The organism is Aminobacter sp. LjRoot7 (assembly GCF_964252895.1).
Taxonomy (GTDB): domain Bacteria; phylum Pseudomonadota; class Alphaproteobacteria; order Rhizobiales; family Rhizobiaceae; genus Aminobacter; species Aminobacter aminovorans_B.
This window is the reverse complement of sequence record NZ_CAXUPX020000009.1, coordinates 68,810-84,800: the sequence shown is the minus strand read 5'-3', so window position 1 is coordinate 84,800 and position 15,991 is coordinate 68,810. Positions and strand designations below refer to the sequence as shown.

The 15,991-nt window shown below is 63.4% G+C and carries 14 protein-coding genes; 10 read left to right on the top strand and 4 right to left on the bottom strand.

Annotated features, from left to right (window positions below; all coding sequences use genetic code 11):
• Positions 1 to 3 precede the first annotated feature (3 nt).
• The 4 genes from ACSQ3E_RS22840 to ACSQ3E_RS22825 all read left to right on the top strand — a co-directional run bounded on the left by ACSQ3E_RS22840 (position 4) and on the right by ACSQ3E_RS22825 (position 4,279).
• Positions 4 to 1,008 (top strand): Ldh family oxidoreductase, encoded by a 1,005-nt coding sequence (locus ACSQ3E_RS22840; RefSeq protein WP_436124422.1) that lies wholly within the window; start codon positions 4 to 6, stop codon positions 1,006 to 1,008.
• A 102-nt stretch (positions 1,009 to 1,110) separates the two neighbouring features.
• On the top strand, positions 1,111 to 2,115 hold the full coding sequence (locus ACSQ3E_RS22835) for a glycine betaine ABC transporter substrate-binding protein (protein ID WP_436124421.1): 1,005 nt from the start codon (positions 1,111 to 1,113) through the stop codon (positions 2,113 to 2,115).
• Between the two features lie 141 nt (positions 2,116 to 2,256).
• Entirely contained in the window at positions 2,257 to 3,129 is an 873-nt protein-coding gene (locus tag ACSQ3E_RS22830) for an ABC transporter permease (RefSeq protein ID WP_310324237.1), read from the top strand.
• Positions 3,130 to 3,133: 4 nt separating this feature from the next.
• The gene (locus ACSQ3E_RS22825; protein ID WP_310324235.1) at positions 3,134 to 4,279 is read left to right on the top strand and encodes a quaternary amine ABC transporter ATP-binding protein; all 1,146 of its coding nucleotides are present in this window, start codon (positions 3,134 to 3,136) and stop codon (positions 4,277 to 4,279) included.
• Positions 4,280 to 4,312: 33 nt separating this feature from the next.
• Here the strand turns inward: ACSQ3E_RS22825 and ACSQ3E_RS22820 are convergent, their stop codons facing one another.
• The 3 genes from ACSQ3E_RS22820 to ACSQ3E_RS22810 form a co-directional block, all read right to left on the bottom strand.
• Entirely contained in the window at positions 4,313 to 5,017 is a 705-nt protein-coding gene (locus ACSQ3E_RS22820) for a hypothetical protein (protein ID WP_310324233.1), read from the bottom strand.
• Between the two features lie 144 nt (positions 5,018 to 5,161).
• On the bottom strand, positions 5,162 to 5,998 hold the full coding sequence (locus ACSQ3E_RS22815) for an ABC transporter permease (protein WP_310324231.1): 837 nt from the start codon (positions 5,996 to 5,998) through the stop codon (positions 5,162 to 5,164).
• Between the two features lie 31 nt (positions 5,999 to 6,029).
• The gene (locus tag ACSQ3E_RS22810; protein ID WP_436124420.1) at positions 6,030 to 6,851 is read right to left on the bottom strand and encodes an ABC transporter ATP-binding protein; all 822 of its coding nucleotides are present in this window, start codon (positions 6,849 to 6,851) and stop codon (positions 6,030 to 6,032) included.
• Between the two features lie 343 nt (positions 6,852 to 7,194).
• Here ACSQ3E_RS22810 and ACSQ3E_RS22805 point away from each other — a divergent pair, with 343 nt between their 5' ends.
• The 6 genes from ACSQ3E_RS22805 to ACSQ3E_RS22780 all read left to right on the top strand — a co-directional run bounded on the left by ACSQ3E_RS22805 (position 7,195) and on the right by ACSQ3E_RS22780 (position 15,109).
• On the top strand, positions 7,195 to 9,309 hold the full coding sequence (locus ACSQ3E_RS22805) for a hydantoinase/oxoprolinase family protein (RefSeq protein WP_436124419.1): 2,115 nt from the start codon (positions 7,195 to 7,197) through the stop codon (positions 9,307 to 9,309).
• Positions 9,306 to 11,501, top strand: a complete 2,196-nt coding sequence (locus ACSQ3E_RS22800) for a hydantoinase B/oxoprolinase family protein (protein WP_436124418.1) — start codon at positions 9,306 to 9,308, stop codon at positions 11,499 to 11,501. The genes ACSQ3E_RS22805 and ACSQ3E_RS22800 overlap by 4 nt, the downstream gene beginning before the upstream one ends.
• Positions 11,498 to 11,953, top strand: a complete 456-nt coding sequence (locus tag ACSQ3E_RS22795; protein WP_436124417.1) for a Zn-ribbon domain-containing OB-fold protein — start codon at positions 11,498 to 11,500, stop codon at positions 11,951 to 11,953. The genes ACSQ3E_RS22800 and ACSQ3E_RS22795 overlap by 4 nt, the downstream gene beginning before the upstream one ends.
• On the top strand, positions 11,950 to 13,113 hold the full coding sequence (locus ACSQ3E_RS22790; RefSeq protein ID WP_436124416.1) for a thiolase C-terminal domain-containing protein: 1,164 nt from the start codon (positions 11,950 to 11,952) through the stop codon (positions 13,111 to 13,113). Before ACSQ3E_RS22795 ends, ACSQ3E_RS22790 begins: the two co-directional genes overlap by 4 nt.
• 13 nt (positions 13,114 to 13,126) lie before the next feature.
• Positions 13,127 to 13,924: an SDR family NAD(P)-dependent oxidoreductase gene (locus ACSQ3E_RS22785; RefSeq protein ID WP_436124415.1), complete on the top strand. Its 798-nt coding sequence runs from the start codon at positions 13,127 to 13,129 to the stop codon at positions 13,922 to 13,924.
• Between the two features lie 159 nt (positions 13,925 to 14,083).
• The gene (locus ACSQ3E_RS22780; protein ID WP_436124414.1) at positions 14,084 to 15,109 is read left to right on the top strand and encodes an ABC transporter substrate-binding protein; all 1,026 of its coding nucleotides are present in this window, start codon (positions 14,084 to 14,086) and stop codon (positions 15,107 to 15,109) included.
• On the opposite strand, the gene ACSQ3E_RS22775 is transcribed toward ACSQ3E_RS22780, so the two are convergent.
• A complete protein-coding gene (locus ACSQ3E_RS22775; RefSeq protein WP_436124413.1) occupies positions 15,072 to 15,968 on the bottom strand; it encodes an IclR family transcriptional regulator in 897 nt (298 codons plus the stop codon). The two genes, ACSQ3E_RS22780 and ACSQ3E_RS22775, sit on opposite strands and share 38 nt — an antisense overlap.
• Between the last annotated feature and the right edge of the window lie 23 nt (positions 15,969 to 15,991).

Below are 15,991 nucleotides of genomic sequence, written 5' to 3'. Positions count from 1 at the left end.
TTCATGACGGAGCGGACGATCACGCTCGATTCGGTCGAGCGACTGTGCCTGCGCGCGCTGACTGCAGCAGGCGCCAGCGAGGACAATGCGGCGGCCTTGGCTCACTCGACGATGCTGGCGGAGCGCGACGGCATCCGCAGCCATGGCCTGCTCTACGTGCCGATCTATGCGGAGCATATTCGCTGCGGCAAGGTCGATGGCAAGGCGCGGCCCGTCGTGTCGCAGCCCCGCGCCGGGGCCGTGATCGTCGATGCGGCAACCGGTTTCGCCCATCCTGCGATCGATGCCGGATGGGATCGTTTCATTGCCGCTGCCCGGCGCAACGGCATCGCCGCGATGACGGTGTTCAATTCCTACAATTGCGGCGTGCTCGGCCATCATGCCGAGCGTATTGCCGAGGCGGGATTGCTCGGGCTCTGCACCACACATGCGCCGGCTTCGATCGCACCGCCAGGCGGGCGCCTTCCGGTCATCGGTACCAATCCATTCGCACTCGGCGTTCCCGATGGCGCAGGCGGTGCCGCGCTGGTGCTCGACCAGTCGGCGAGCGTGGTGGCGAAATCGGAGATCCTGTTGCGATCGCGCGAAGGGCGGACGATCGAACCCGGCTGGGCCATAGATGAGCATGGCGTGGGCACAGTCGATCCGGCCGAAGCCCTCAAGGGCTCGATGCTTCCGGCCGGTGGCCACAAGGGTTTTGGTGTCGGACTTCTCATTGAAATCCTGGCGTCCTGTCTCGCGGGTGCCGTCCTCAGCAAGGATGCAAGCCCGTTTTCGGGCACGGCGGGCGGGCCGCCGAGAACCGGACAGTGTTTCATCGCCTTCGACACCGCCGCCTTTTCGTCAAGCTTTTCGCATCAGGTCGCTGGCCTCGTAGACGCCATCGTCGGGCAAGGCGGCGTCCGCATCCCGGGGAGTGGCCGAAAGGCTGCGCGCCACCGCACCGAGCGCGAAGGCGTGCGGGTGGATGCCGATCTTGCGGACCGGATCGAGGCGCTCTGCCGCTAAAGTTTTTCTGAAATCCGGATCAGTTATTTCGGTTTGATAAAAGTGGTTGCTTTCGACATCGTATCCCTCGAGGCCATAACAACGACAACAAAGGGAACTGCGATGAAGCTCAAGACATCCATTCTTGCGGGAGTTTGCCTTGCCTGCATGGTGCTCGGCAGCAATGCCGCCGAGGCCACGGAATGCGGGACGAAGGACCCGATCACGATCGCCGAAATGACCTGGCTGTCCGCCGGCACGCTTGCCTATGTCACCAAGGAGATCCTTGCCGAAGGCTATGGCTGCAACGTCCAGATCGTGCCCGGCGACACGGTGCCGACCGCCTCGTCCATGTTGGCCAAGGGAGAACCTGACATCGCACCCGAGCTCTGGGTCTCGACCGTCAAGTCGACGTGGGACCAGATGCTGGCCAAGGGAACCGTCTACAAGGCCGGCGACATCTTCGCCAGCGGCGGCCAGGAAGGCTGGTGGATCCCTGACTACGTCGCCGAGGCTCACCCGGAAATCCGCTCCGTCAGCGACCTCAAGGACAACTGGCAGGTGTTCGAGGACGCATCGAATCCCGGCAAGGGCCGCTTCTATGCCTGCCCGCCCGGCTGGGGTTGCGAGATCATCACCAACAACCTGGTCAAGGCGCTCGGCCTCGAAGCAACCTACGAGGTCTATCCGACCGGCTCGGGTGCAAACCTCAAGGCGATGATCGCCAGGCAGGTCTCGCGCAAGAAGCCGTTCATCGGCTGGTACTGGGGGCCGACCGAGGTGATCGGCAAGTACAAGCTCAAGGTGCTCGAGATGCCGGCCTATGACCAGGCAAAATTCACCTGCCTTACCGACGCCAAGTGCGAAAAGCCGGAACTGACCGGCTGGGCGGTCGGCGAAGTGGCGGTTGCTGCCACCACCAGCCTCAAGGACAAGGCACCGGCTGTTGCCGAGTTCCTGTCGAAGATGCAGGTGCCCAATGTCGAGATCAGCGATGTGCTGGCCTGGGGCGACGACAACAAGGCCTCGCCCGAGGAGGTCGCCGCCTATTTCTTCAAGAACTACGAAACGATCTGGACGAAATGGGTCCCGGCGGATGTCGCCGAGAAGGTCAAGGCTGCGCTCTGATCGCAGCCTGGCGGTCGCGTACCTTCCCCCAGAACGCGGCCGCCCTTCGCATATGACGCCCGTCGCGCTTTTGCGCAGAACGTCGGCAACCGGCCGCCTCCGCAAGAGCCGCGGGTCGCCAACCTTTGAAAGGGTCATGCCGTGGCAGACAATTTCCCCGAGCTCGTTGACACGCGCGGGCTCCGCTTCGCGATCGATGATGGCTTCAGCTGGGTCGTGGCCAATTACGGCGATACGCTCGAGCGGTTGCTCGGGCCGCTGCTCAAGCTGCTGGGCGCCATGGAGGCGTTCCTGCAATGGCTGCCCTGGTATGTCACGATCGCCGGCATCGCCCTGTTGACCTATTCGGCCTCGCGCAATCTGAGGATGACCGGCAGTGCGATCGTCATGCTGTTTTTCATCGGCGCCGTAGGTTTGTGGAACGATGCCATGGCGACGGTGGCGCTGATGCTCGCTGCGACCGTTGTCTCAGTTGTCGTGGGCATTCCGCTCGGCATTCTGATGGCGCGTTCCGACTGGCTGCGCTCGATTGCCTTGCCGCTGCTCAACATCATGCAGACGCTGCCGATCTTCGTTTATCTCATTCCCTTCGTCATGCTGTTCGGGCCTGGCAAGATCCCGGCCATCCTTGCCACCGTGTTCTTTGCCATTCCGCCTGTCATCAGGCTGACCGATCTCGGCATCCGCCAGGTCGACGGCGAGGTGGTCGAGGCGATAGTCGCCTTTGGCGCGACACCAAGCCAGAAGCTGGTCAAGGTCCAGATCCCGCTCGCCCTGCCGACCATCATGGCTGGCATCAACCAGACGACGATGATGGCGCTGTCGATGGTGGTGATCGCTTCGATGATCGGCGCGGGCGGCCTCGGCTACCAGGTGTTGCAGGGCATCCAGCGGCTGGAGGTCAGCCGCGGCCTGGTTGCCGGCATCGCCATCGTCTTCCTCGCCGTCATTTTCGATCGCATCGCCCAGTCCTATGGCCGGCGTGCCCAGAAACACCTCGAGCACGGGGAGTAGGACCGTGACCGTTTCGGACGTGAAGATTCAGGTCGACAAGGTCTACAAGATCTTCGGCAGCAGGCCGGACGATGCGATGGCTGCACTCCACGCTGGCGCTGGAAAGGCCGAGGTCCTGCAGAAGACCGGCTGCATCGTCGGGCTCAAAGGCATCGATTTCTCGATCCACAGTGGCGAGACCTTCGTCATCATGGGGCTTTCGGGTTCGGGAAAATCGACGCTGATCCGTCATTTCAACCGGCTGATCGAGCCGACTGCCGGCCGCATTCTCGTCGACGGCCGCAACATCATGGACATGAATGCCAAGGAGTTGCTGGCATTTCGCCGTAGCGGCATTTCCATGGTGTTCCAGCGTTTCGGACTGCTGCCGCATCAAACGGTGCTGGAGAACACGATCTGCGGGCCGATCCTGCAGGGCGTGGATCGCCGTGAAGCGCTGAAACGCGGCATGGAGCAGCTCGAACTCGTCGGGCTGAAAGGTTTTGAGAACCGCTTTCCCCGCCAGCTCTCGGGCGGCATGCAGCAGCGGGTTGGACTTGCCCGGGCGCTGGCGACGCAGGCGGACGTGCTTTTGATGGACGAGGCCTTCAGCGCGCTCGACCCGCTGATCAAGAGTGACATGCAGGAACAGTTGAAGGAGATTCAGGCGCGGCTGAAGAAGACTATCATCTTCATCACCCACGATCTCGACGAAGCGCTGCATCTCGGCGACCGCATCGCAATCCTGAAGGATGGCGAACTGCGTCAGGTCGGCACCGGCGAGGAAATCCTGTTCCGTCCGGCGGACGACTATGTCGAGCGTTTCGTGCGCAAGGTCGATCTGTCGCGCGCGCTCTATGCCAACGACGCCTTTGCCAAAGTTCCGGTCCTGACGCAGGCGGAAGCCGCGGGCGACCAAACGGCGGCGCTCTTGCGCCAACATCCGGCGGTGATCGTCGCGCATGGCACGGAGATGCGCGTGCTGACCTCCTGCGAGCCACACAGCACAAGGCGGGTTGCGCACATCGATGCCGCGGCCACTCTTGGCCAAAGCTTCCCGCTCCTCGCAGGCGACAAGACCGTCGTCGTCATGGACTGTGGCTCCCCCGCGGGAATCCTGACACGCGAAATGGCATTCAAGGCGCTGTCCCGTTCGGCGCGGGCCGCTTGACGGATTGCGCCGCGGCAGGCATCGGCAGCGTATCTAGGGCTGGACGCCAGTCCTGAGTGGCGAGGCAGGTGCCGAACACATCAGGTGACCGACCCAGTCGATGGCGATGTCTTTGGTCCTGGCGCGCCATGTCCGGAAAGGCTCGCCGTCTTCGGCCATGCCGACGCGAGCCCAGTCGCTCCAATCCCGCATGGCCCAGATCAGCACCACCTCGGAATCATTGCGCATGGCGGTGCGAAAGGCGCCGACAAGCTGCAGCCCCAATTCCATTGCCTGGCCAAGCCAATGCTCCGACACCAGCCGCAAGTAATCCTGCGCCAGGCCTGGCTTGATATTGACGGTCTCGTGCAAGAACACCTTGGCGCCGACCACGCTGCTGTCGGCACAAAGTTGCTTTATGTCGGGTGAGTAGGGGGCTGCGATCAACAAACGGTCAAAGCCCCCGCTGCGGTAATTTTGCGCCGTGAGCCACCACGTCTCAAGCGCCTTGTCCTGCATCGTATCCGTGTCGGTCTCGTGCGCGAAACTGGCAGCAAGGCTGTTCCAGTCGTCATACTCCCACACGTTCACCACTTGTGGCCATTGGCCCGTGCTGCCAAGCGTACCCCAGACGCCGAAGCATTTTTGCAGACGTCCGGCACTGTGCCGTCCCCAGCCAGTCGTCATGTGTTTGAAGTAGTTTGCCCGGTTGGCGCCGATGATGTCGACGTATTCGTGGATGTAGATTTTGGAGTTCATTCGGAGCCTCCCACAGATCAGGTAGTTGCCACGACCTGTCGGGTGGCATCACAAAAGGGCGGACGAAGACAGACGCCCATCTCGTCAACGGCCCTGCGCAGCGAACTGGCGCATTTCGGAACAAATTTGGACGCTGCGCCGGATTTAGCGCGACCCCTTGGTCGAGGCCGCCGTCCAAGGCAGCATCAACCGTCCAAGCCAGCGGACCAGCGAGCTGAACAGGAAGCCCATCAGGGCTACGGTGCAGATACCGACATACATCCGGTTGGCCTGAAACAGCGACCAAGAATGCCAGATGCGATAGCCTATGCCCTGGCTTGCCTGGACGAACTCGACGCCGACGATGACCAGCACCGCCGTACCGATGGCGATGCGCATGGAAATAAACAGCTGTGGTAACAGCGCAGGCCAGGTGACGTGCCTGAACATAGTCCAGCCCTTGGCGCCGAAGGAGCGGGCGGCCTCGTGATAGTTCTCGGGGATGGCGAGCACTGCCTCCATGCACTGGATCCAGACCAGGAAGAACACGGTCATGCCGACAAGCAGTACGCTCGGCAGTTCGCCAAGTCCGAAGATCAGCAGCAGCAACGGCAGCAGGGCGAGCTTTGGCACCGTGTAGAGCGCGGTGAGGAACGGCTCCAGCGCGGCGCGTGTCAGGCGCGACAGGCCGAGCAACAGGGCGGCGCCGAGGCCGGTCGTGACGCCGATGGCGAAGCCGGCGAGCACACGCAGGGCACTTGCCATCACGTCCTGCTGCAACATTCCTGTGCGCAGCATTTCGACCGCTGACAGGAAGATCGCGCTCGGGGCGGGGAAAAAGCGCGAATCGAGAAGGCCGGCACGGGCGCAGATCTCCCAGAGGATGAAGAACACGACGGGCGTCGCCATCGCCAGCACCTTTTCCTGCCTTCGCGCCCGCAGCGCATAACCACGTGGGTCGCGCTCTGCTTCGCCCGGTCTGATAGCGATTGTCTTTTCCATGCTCGTCGCCTCCTCCGCGTCGATGTCTGTTTCAGGCAGCGTGCTTGCCGACCTGCTCTCGCAGCAGGTTCCAGATTTCCTGCTCGAGCTTGGCGAACATGGGCTCTCCGCGGATTTCCGGCGCGCGTGGTCGGGCGAAAGGCACCTCGAATTCAGCGATGATGCGACCCGGCCGCGCCGACATCACCACGACCCGGTCGCCGAGCAGCAACGCTTCTTCAAGACTGTGGGTGACGAAGACGACCGTGCGTCTGTCTTCCTGCCAGAGCGTCAGTAATTCGTCCTGCAGGATTCGACGGTGCTGGGCGTCGAGCGCGGCGAAAGGTTCATCCATCAGAAGGATTTCAGGCTCGACCGCCATGGCGCGAGCGATGGCGACACGTTGCAACATGCCGCCGGAAAGAGCCGGGGGGTATGCATTGGCGAAGTCGGCGAGACCCATCTTGCGCAGCCAGGCCGACGCGCGTCTGTCGGCCTCGGCGCCAGACATGCCTGCCATCTCCAGACCGAAGCGGACATTGGCCTGGATCGTCTTCCACGGAAACACGTTGTAATTCTGGAACACCATGGCGGTGGGGACCGCACGCGTGCCACTGGCATGGACGAGGACCTCGCCCTCGCTCGGCCTGTGCAGGCCGGCAATCATCCTGAGTACCGTCGACTTGCCGCAACCCGACGGACCCACAAGGCAGACGAATTCGCCACTCCTCACCTTGAGATCGACACCGGCAAGCGCTTCGACATTGCCGTTGGCATCATAACGCTTGCGCACCCCTCGCACTTCTATCTTGGCAGGGGCCTCGGCGGCCAATGGCATGGCAGCGGCGATGTCGGTTCTGCGCAATGAGTTCATCTGTCGCTCCGTGAGGAAGTGCAATCCAGCGAGCGCCAAGGGCATCCGCGGATGGGAGGCTAGGCCGATAGGCGAAATCAAAACAATCGCTTCCGCAGATTTTCCGGATAGCCGGAAAATTGCCGGTTGCGTTTGACAGCTTGCTCCGTTCGACGCCTAATCGACGTGTCTCAAGTGGCGGAAATCGTTGCCGCCTTGGAGAGCGGCGGCGGCATTCGTTCCCCGCAGGATTGTTTCAATTCCGTGCCGGATTTCCGGCGTTCACGGCAGGCCACCAACGGCGAGCGCCAGGCGTTCGACGGATGGCGGACTGCGTCCTGAAGAATGATTTGCGAGTTTGCATATGCAGATCGTCGGCATCGACACTGGCGGCACCTTTACCGATACGGTCATACTTACCGGCGAGGGGAGGATCGGGGTTGGCAAGGCACTGACGACGCACGGCCGCCTGATGGAAGGCGTGATCGCCTCGCTTGTTGTCGCCTCCCAAACGCTTGGCAAGAGCCTGCGCGAAATCCTCGAGGCGACCGACATCCTGTCGCACGGCACCACCGTCGGCCTCAATGCCCTGCTGACGAACGCCGGCGCCAAGGTTGGCCTGCTTGTGACCTCAGGTTTTGAGGCGACACTGCCGATGGCGCGTTCCAACAAGGTGCACGGCCTGCCCGACGAGGACAGCATCAATGCGCTCAAATGGCGCAAGCCGGATCTGCTCGTTCCCCGCCGCCGCATCATCGGTGTGCGCGAACGCATCGATGTCGATGGCAACATCATCGTGCCGCTGGATGAAGAGCAGGCCCGTCAGTCGATCCGCCAACTGGTCGCGCGCGGTGCCGAGGCGATCGGCATCGCGCTGATGTGGTCGCCGGTCAATGGCAGTCACGAGCGCCGTCTCGCCGAACTCGTTGCCGAGGAGGCACCTGGCCTGCATGTGACGCTGTCGAGCGAGCTCGCGCCGCGCATCGGCGAATATGAGCGCACCGCGACCGTTGCCATGAATGCCTATGTCGCACCGCTTGTCGGCGACTACCTGACCTCGCTCGACGAGGCGTTGCGCGATGAGGGATTTTCGGGCCTGTTCCTGATCTTGACCATGGGCGGCGGCGCACGTCGCGCGAGTTCGCTGCGCGACGCCCCGGTACATCTCCTTCAATCCGGACCTGTCGGCGGCATCATGGCCGCCCGCCAGATCGGCGCGCGGCTTGGGCATGCCGACGTGCTCGCCACCGATGTCGGTGGCACAAGCTTCGATGTCGGCCTCGTCGTCGGTGGTGCCCTGCCGACCGCTTCCCGACCACGCATCGACCGGCATAGCTTGGCCGTTCCCGTCATAGACCTGGCCTCTATCGGAACGGGTGGAGGCAGCATTGCCTATGCCGATCCCGAACTCGGCGTGTTGCGGGTCGGACCGCAAAGCGCCGGTTCGATGCCCGGCCCGGCTTGCTACGGCCGTGGCGGCACGCAGCCTACAGTGACGGATGCCGCTGTCGTTCTGGGCCATCTCGATCACCTCGGTGGGGCGCTCATCCTCGATCGCGACGCTGCGCGGTCGGCGCTTGCGCCGCTTGCCGGCAAGCTCGGCCTTGAAGTCGAAGAGGCGGCCGAGGGAATCTTGCGTGTCGCCAACGCACAGATGGCCGATCTCGTCCGCCGTGCCAGCGTGCATCGCGGCCACGATCCTCGCAACTTCGTGCTTTATGCCTATGGCGGGGCAGCACCTCAGCATGTCGGGCGCTATGCCGCCGAGATCGGTGTGAAGGCAATCGTCATACCGCGGCTGGCGCCGGAGTTCTCCGCCTGGGGGGCAGCCTCCAGCGACATGCGGACCTCCTATGAGATCGAGCTGCCCGCCCGGCCGCTGCAGAACTTCCGTGATGGCGAAATCGAAGCCTTCGGCCGGCTCGAGGAGCGCGCTCGTGGCGAATTCGAGGGACTGGCGGAGGCGAGCCTGGCGGGTGCCGTCGAGATACGGCGCAAGATCGGTCTGAAATTCTCTCGCCAGCTGCACCGGATCGACATCGAAGTGCCGTCGTCACGGCTTGGTAGCGCCGAGATTGCCGCTGCCGAGGCCGCGTTCCGGTCTCGCTACGAGCAGATCGTTGGTCGGGGTTCGGCCCATGCAAAAAGCACGGTCGAACTTGCGGCCGTCGTCGTTGAAGCGCGCATGCCGATCGTCATGCCCGACAGCGCCCCAACGCGGATGCGCGACGCGCTCCGGCCTAGCCGGCAACGGCGGGCCTGGTTCGGGGGTCGTGAGCAGGAGACGCCGGTCTTCCTGTGGGCCGAGCTTGGCGTGGGCGTCGTGATATCGGGACCTGCCTTCATCGAATCCGACCAGACAACGGCAGTGATCTATCCGGGCCAGACGGTGACGACCGACGTGGACGGCAACCTAACCATGACCGTGCCTGCGGTGCACAAGCTCTCGCCGTCGCCCAGCATCGGGGAATTCGCATGACAATCGGTCCGATCGAGCTCGAAATCATCCGCCACCGACTTGAAGCCATCAATGCGGATGCAGGCGAGACGCTGGTCCGTGTCTCGGGTTCGCAGATCGCCTCCGAGGCGAGTGATTTCAACACCGCAATCATGACGGCCGACGGCATCGTGATCTCGTGCAGCAAGTTCATTCTGGTGCAGTCGACATCGCTCAACCTTATCGTTCGCGACATCCTCGATCGCTATGGCGAAAACCCGGGCATTGGTCGCGGCGACCAGTTCCTTACCAACGATCCCTATCTCGGGACGCTGCATCAACCCGACGTTACGCTGGTGGCCCCGATCTTTCACGGCGACAGGCTGATTGCCTGGGCGGGGTCGACGGTGCACGAGCCGGATGTCGGCGGGCCGGTCAGCGGCGGCTTCAACTATGCAGCCCGCTCGATCTTCGACGAAGCGATTCCGATCCCGCCGGTCAAGATCGTCGAGGCAGGCAGCATCCGCCGCGACATCGAGCGTGATTACCTTGCCCGCACCCGAACACCCGAGCTCAACGCGCTCGACTTGCTTGGCCAGATCGCGGCGAACCGCGCATCCGAACGTCAGGTGCTGGAACTCTGCGCCGCCTATGGCACCGATGGTCTCGTCCACGCGATGGACAGGCTGCTTGCTTCCACGGAGGCTGCCTTCCGTCGCCGCCTCATTGAGCTGCCAGATGGTATTTGGCGCGAGAACTCGTTCATTCAACATGAGCAGCGAAGCGGCGCCGACTATTTGCCGAACCAGGTCTACGCGGTCCGCCTCGCCATGGCCAAGACAGGCGACAAGCTCAGCTTCGACTTCACCGCCAGCGACGACCAGGCTCCTGGCGCGGTCAACTCCACCTATCCGACGCTGGCCAACTTCACCATGGCGGCGGTGCTCGTCCACATCTGCCAGGGCCTGCCCTGGATGCCCGGCGCCATATGGCGAACCATCGACATACATACTCGAAAGGCCTCGATCGTCGATGCCGAGTGGCCGGCCGGCGTGGCGATGAGCACAGGCACATCGGCACAAGCGATCCGCAACTGCGTCAGTTGTTGCCTCGCGCGCCTGCTAGACGGTTCGGCGGCGCATGCGCACATGGCCATGGCATCGTCGCAGTCCTCGGGCGCTGGTGGCATGTCGATTTCGGGCCACCGGCTCGATGGCAGCCCATTCACCACGCTGTTTCTGGACGAGTTGAGCGGCGGGGGCGGTGCCACCAGCAATGCGGACGGAAGCGATACCTCGGGAACCGCGACGTCGCCCGGCGCGACACCCTCGAACATCGAGACCAACGAAGCATACTATCCGGTGCTGTATCTGACGCGCCGCGAGTTGGCCGATTCCGGCGGACCGGGCATGCGACGCGGTGGCGTCGGCGCGATGCATGCCTATCGCCCGCATCAGACCAGACAATCGATCGCATTGCTGTCCATGGCGCAAGGCTTGCAGCATCCGGCGACAATGGGCGCAGTCGGCGGTGAGCCCGGTTTGCCGAGCGGCTTCGCCATCATGAGTTGTGACGTGCCGGTGGCGGCTTCGAAAGGCTGGCCGGAGCTTGCGGATGTCACTGATTTTCGGCTGCCGGATGCTGCAACCAGGCTGTATCCGGATCAGATGTTGGTCACGTCCTCGCAAGGGGGCGGCGGCTTTGGTGATCCGCTCGAACGCGATCCGGCTGCTGTCGCCATGGATGTGCTCGATGGCCTCGTCAGTGTGGGCAATGCATTGCGCGACTTTGGCGTGGTCCTGCGTCTCGACGGCGAAAAGATAGAGATCGACCATGACGCGTCGGAGGCTGAGCGAAAAGTGCGTCTCAAGACTCGGCTCGGCGGTCGCGATCCGCGCACGATTGAAGGTCCGGTCAGCGGACGTCGCCTGTCCAGCCATTTCCGGGCCGTCGCAGTCTCCGGTGGCGAGCAGGTCGTATGCGCCGTCTGCGGCCATGGTATCTGCGACGCTGGCGCGGACATCTACGCATCCCTTGCCGTCCATGAAGCCGTCGCCGGCGAGCGATCGGCCATCACCGACCGCTATGCTGGCAGCGAACGCTTCCGCATCCGCCATTTCTATTGTCCCGGTTGCGCCCGACAGGTCGACGTCCAGGTCGCGCGCGCCGGCGATCCAGTGCTCGAGGCGATTGAATTGCCAGTTCCCCGCATTCCGACAGAGGCAAGACCATGACAGCCATCCCTTTGCCCTATGCTGACGATCCCGACACGGCGGGCTTCTGGGACGCGGCCCGCGAGAGGCGCCTCGTCGTCCAGCGCTGCAAAGCCTGCGGCCATTGTCAGTTTCCACCACATCCGTTCTGCGCCGCCTGCGCCCATGCCGAGACGGAATGGGCCGAAACGTCCGGTCGAGGTTCTGTCTGGTCGTACGGTGTTGCGCATGGTCCGACGCTGCCTGGTTTTCAGGATTTGGTGCCGTATCCGATGATCGTCGTTGAACTCGAAGACCATCCGCATCTTCGCATGGTCGGCAGTCTTGTTACCGCGCCCGACACTCCCATCAACAGCGTAGCGGCTTCGGCAATCCACATAGGCATGGCGGTCGACGTCACCTTCACTGCCGTCTCCGACGACATCACTCTGCCGCGTTGGATGCCGCGCGCTTCCGAGGGCCAGCAGCCATGAACGGCACGATCTCTCTCAAGGACCGCACGGCGATTGTCGGCATCGGTGAAACCGCCTTTGGAAAGGCCATGGCGCAGAGCGAGGAGCAGCTTGCCTGCATCGCGATCAAGGCGGCGCTCGACGACGCCGGCATCTCGCCGTCGGAGGTCGATGGCCTCTGCTCGCTCAACATGGAGAACGTCTTCCAGCACGACATAGCGCGTGACCTGGGCATGAAGGAGGTGACCTACTATTCGCAGATGCCCGCCGGTGGTCATGGCGGTTGCGGTACCGTCGGCCATGCGGCGATGGCGATTGCCACCGGCCAGGCCAAGGTCGTGGTCGGCTGGCGTTCGCGCAAGCGGAGCGGCCGCGCAAGCCGCGTCTGGGCGCAACTGGAGCAGCGCATCCAGGGCAGCCGCGACACCTGGCTGAGGCCCTGGGGCATCATCCGGCCGGTCGACGAGGTTGGCGTGATGTACACACGATACATGCACGAGTTCGGCGCCACCCGCGATCATCTCGCCAATGTCGCATTGGCATTCCGGGGTCATGCCAATCGCAATCCCAAGGCCTTCATGCATTCCAAGCCGATGAGCCGCGAAGACTATTTCGCAGCGCGCTGGATCAGCGAGCCGCTATGCCTGTTCGATTGCTGCCTTGAGACGGACGGCGCGATCGCCTTCGTTGTCACCGCGGCGGACCGCGCCAGGGATTGCCGCACCAGGCCCGTCTACGTCCACGCCGCAGCCCAGGGGTTCGATGGCGGCAGCGCCATCCTTGCCAACTACTTCACGGCCGATCCGATGCGTTCGCAGGCTGCGACCTGCGCGAAGTCCCTGTGGCGCCAGAGCGACTTCCGCGCTGCCGACATCAAGGTGGCGCAGTTCTACGACGCCTTCACGCCGGAGGTGTTCTTCACCCTCGAAGGCTACGGCTTTTGTGGGCGAGGTGAAGGCGCTGCCTTCACCGAGGATGGGGGCGTCGCGCTCGGTGGACGCCTGCCGGTAAACACCGGCGGCGGCAGCCTCTCCGAGGTCTATCTGCATGGTTTCAACATGATCACCGAAGGCGTGAAGCAGATGCGCGGCACCTCGACCGGCCAGGTCGAGCAAGCCGACTGCTGCTTCGTGAGCTCGAGCGATCTAGGCCCGACCTGCGCGGTCGTGTTGCGCAACTGAGAGGGGGCCATTGATGCACGATACCATTGTCTGGATCAGCGGCGCTACGCAGGGTGTGGGCCTCGGGCTTGCCCGCAACGTTCCGTTCAAGAACGCCCGCATCATCAATCTGTCGCGTCGGAAGCACCCCGACTTTGAGAGCGTCACCTTTGATCTGACCGACCCCTCGTCATGGGATCGCGTCCGTGGTCATTTCATCCGGGAGCTGGCTGCCTTTCGCGGCAAGCGCGCCATATTCATTCACAACGCATACTACTCCGAAGCGATCGGCGTGGTCGGCAAGGTCTCCTCGGAGACCTACGAGAAGGGCGTTCTTGCCAATCTCGCTGCACCCTTCGTGCTTGCTGAAGCGTTTCTCGACGCTTGTCGTCCCGGCTACGAGGCAGGTCTGGTGATGCTCTCTTCCGGCGCCGCAGTGGCAGCGCTCGAAGGGCTGGCCACCTACTGCGCGTCCAAGGTTGCGATCGAACACTGGGTCGAAGTCGTCGCACGCGAACGCGAAAGCCGCGGCGGAACCGGGCCATGGGTGGTGGCTGTACGGCCGGGCGGCGTCGACACGCCGGCCTTGCGCGCGGCATCCGAAGTCGATCCTGAACTCTATCCGCGCGTGGCGAGCCTCAAGCGCAACATTCCCAATCGCGTAGACATAGACACGGCGGGCAGACGGATCTGGGCGGCGCTGCCGCCGGCCCCTGATACCGCGGTCATCTCATTCGCCGAGCCGCCGGGCGAGCCGGCATTCCAGTTTGGTGGTCCGCGTATAAGGCAACTCGCCGGGTCGAGCTGGAAGCTGGTCTACGACGCGGGCTGACAAGCGCATCGGTCCGAAACCGGAACGGTTTCCGGAGAGCACGATGTGCAGGGGCAATGGATCAGAGCGTCCTTGTGCGTCCGTTCGGACGCACGGCGCTCCAGGAGGTTGCCGACCGGTGGAGGACCGGCGGCGAAAACAAGCAACAGGGAGGAAGCAATGAAATCTCTATGGAAGAAACTGGCATTCGCCGCCGCCGTGATCGGGGTAACCTTCGGCGCCCGTGCCGAGGGCTCCGACGCGCCGAAGCCACTACCGCAGCGCGAGAAGGTGATCGTCGCCATGACCGCCAAGGTCGAGGCATACATACCGATGCTGCTTGCCGACCGGATGGGGGAGTTCGACAAGGAAAACATCGACATCGAATACACCTTCGCCAAGTCGAGTGACGGCATCGTGCTCCTGTCCACGGGTCGCGCGGACGTGCTTGGCGGCCAGCCCAGTGCGGCCATCTTCAACGCCATTGCCAGTGGCGCCGACATTCGTGTCGTGGCGCCGCTCTTCGTCCAGTCGCCGGGCTCGAAGCAGGGCATCTGGGCCAATAACGCCTTTCTCAACGGCCGCAAATTCACCGTCGACCTGTTCAAGGATCAGACGGTCGCCAGTGCCATCGGCCTCGGCTCGACGGCCTCCTACTTCCTGCAGACGGAGCTGGAAAAGGTCGGCCTGTCGCTCAAGGACGTGAAATTCCAGACCATGGCTTCGGCCGACATTCTCGTGGCTCTGGAAAACGGTGCCGTCAATTTTGGCTACCTGATCGATTCCATCTGGCAGAAGGCCGACGAATCCAAAGTGTCTTTGGCCTTCGTCCAGGGGCCTGAGATGTCGGCAGGCTCGTGGAGCTTCGGTCCGCGCCTGCTCAAAGAGCGGCGCGACGTGGGTGAGGCGGTGATGCGGGCACTGGTGCGCACGACGCGCACCTATCTGCAGGGCGACTACCACGACAACCCCGAGATCATGAAGATCATGCTCGAGGAACTGCAACTGCCCGAGGAGACGCTGAAGAAGGGCGTATCGCTGACCTTCGATCCCAATCTGTACATGCCGGCCGATCTCGCCGCGCGCCTGCAGAAGACCTACGCGCTCATTCCAGAAGTGCTGTCCTATAGCGAGTTGATGCCGGAAGACCGCGTCGTCGACCAAGGCTTCATTGCTGCCGCGGGAATTCCCATTCCGGCGAAATAGGCAGGTCGTCATTGGCCCGGTGCAATTCCGCGAGGCGTTGGTGCCGGGTCGCTATCTGCCGGAGGGCGGAACCCAAGGCCGCCGTGGCGGGACTTTCCTCTGGATCGGCACTGACAAGCCCGACGGCGACCGGAACACGCATGAACTTCGACTGGAAGGGTGCCGCGACAGCGGTAGCCCCTTCCGCCGAGAAGCCGCGGGAGGTGGCATAGCCTTGTTTGCGAACCGATCTGACCTTGTCGAGCAACGTGGCCACACTGGCCACGCGCCTTCCCGGCGGTTCGGTGCGAAACATGCGCTTGGCAATCTCCACCACCACCTCCTGCGGCTTGCCCGACAAAAGCGCCATGCCCGCCGCCGTCGACCAGTCGTAGTCGGTGAAGCCTTCGACATGGACGCCGGCGTGAAAGTCAGAGCCGGCGATGATCGCCGAGCACTGGACCCAGCGGTCGTTCTGCATGCACAGCCATACCGTCAGGCCGGTGCGGCGATGAACTTCGTCCATCAGGTCGGAGACTGCCGTGCCACCGAAGAAGGAACCTTCGATGCGCCGGGCCAGAGTGACGATCCTGTAGGAGGGCAGGTAGACCTTCTGGCGCGGGTCGAAGGCGAGGTAGCCGGTGCGCACCAGCGTCTTCAGAATGTCGTCGGCGCTGGAGTTGGGAATGGCGAGCGCGCGGCTGATCTCTGTCGTACGTGCCGGGCGCGCATTGGCCTGGAAGTATTCGAGGACAGAAAGCACGCGCAGGCTGGATTTCACCACGCCGCCGGAGCGGTCATTGGTGACGCCCCGCAGCAATTCGTTGGGTTCCTCAAATCCCAACTCCGCCCGTCTCGCCGTGTTGGCCGCGGTTCGCATGGCGCTCTCCTCTCCTTGCGCCG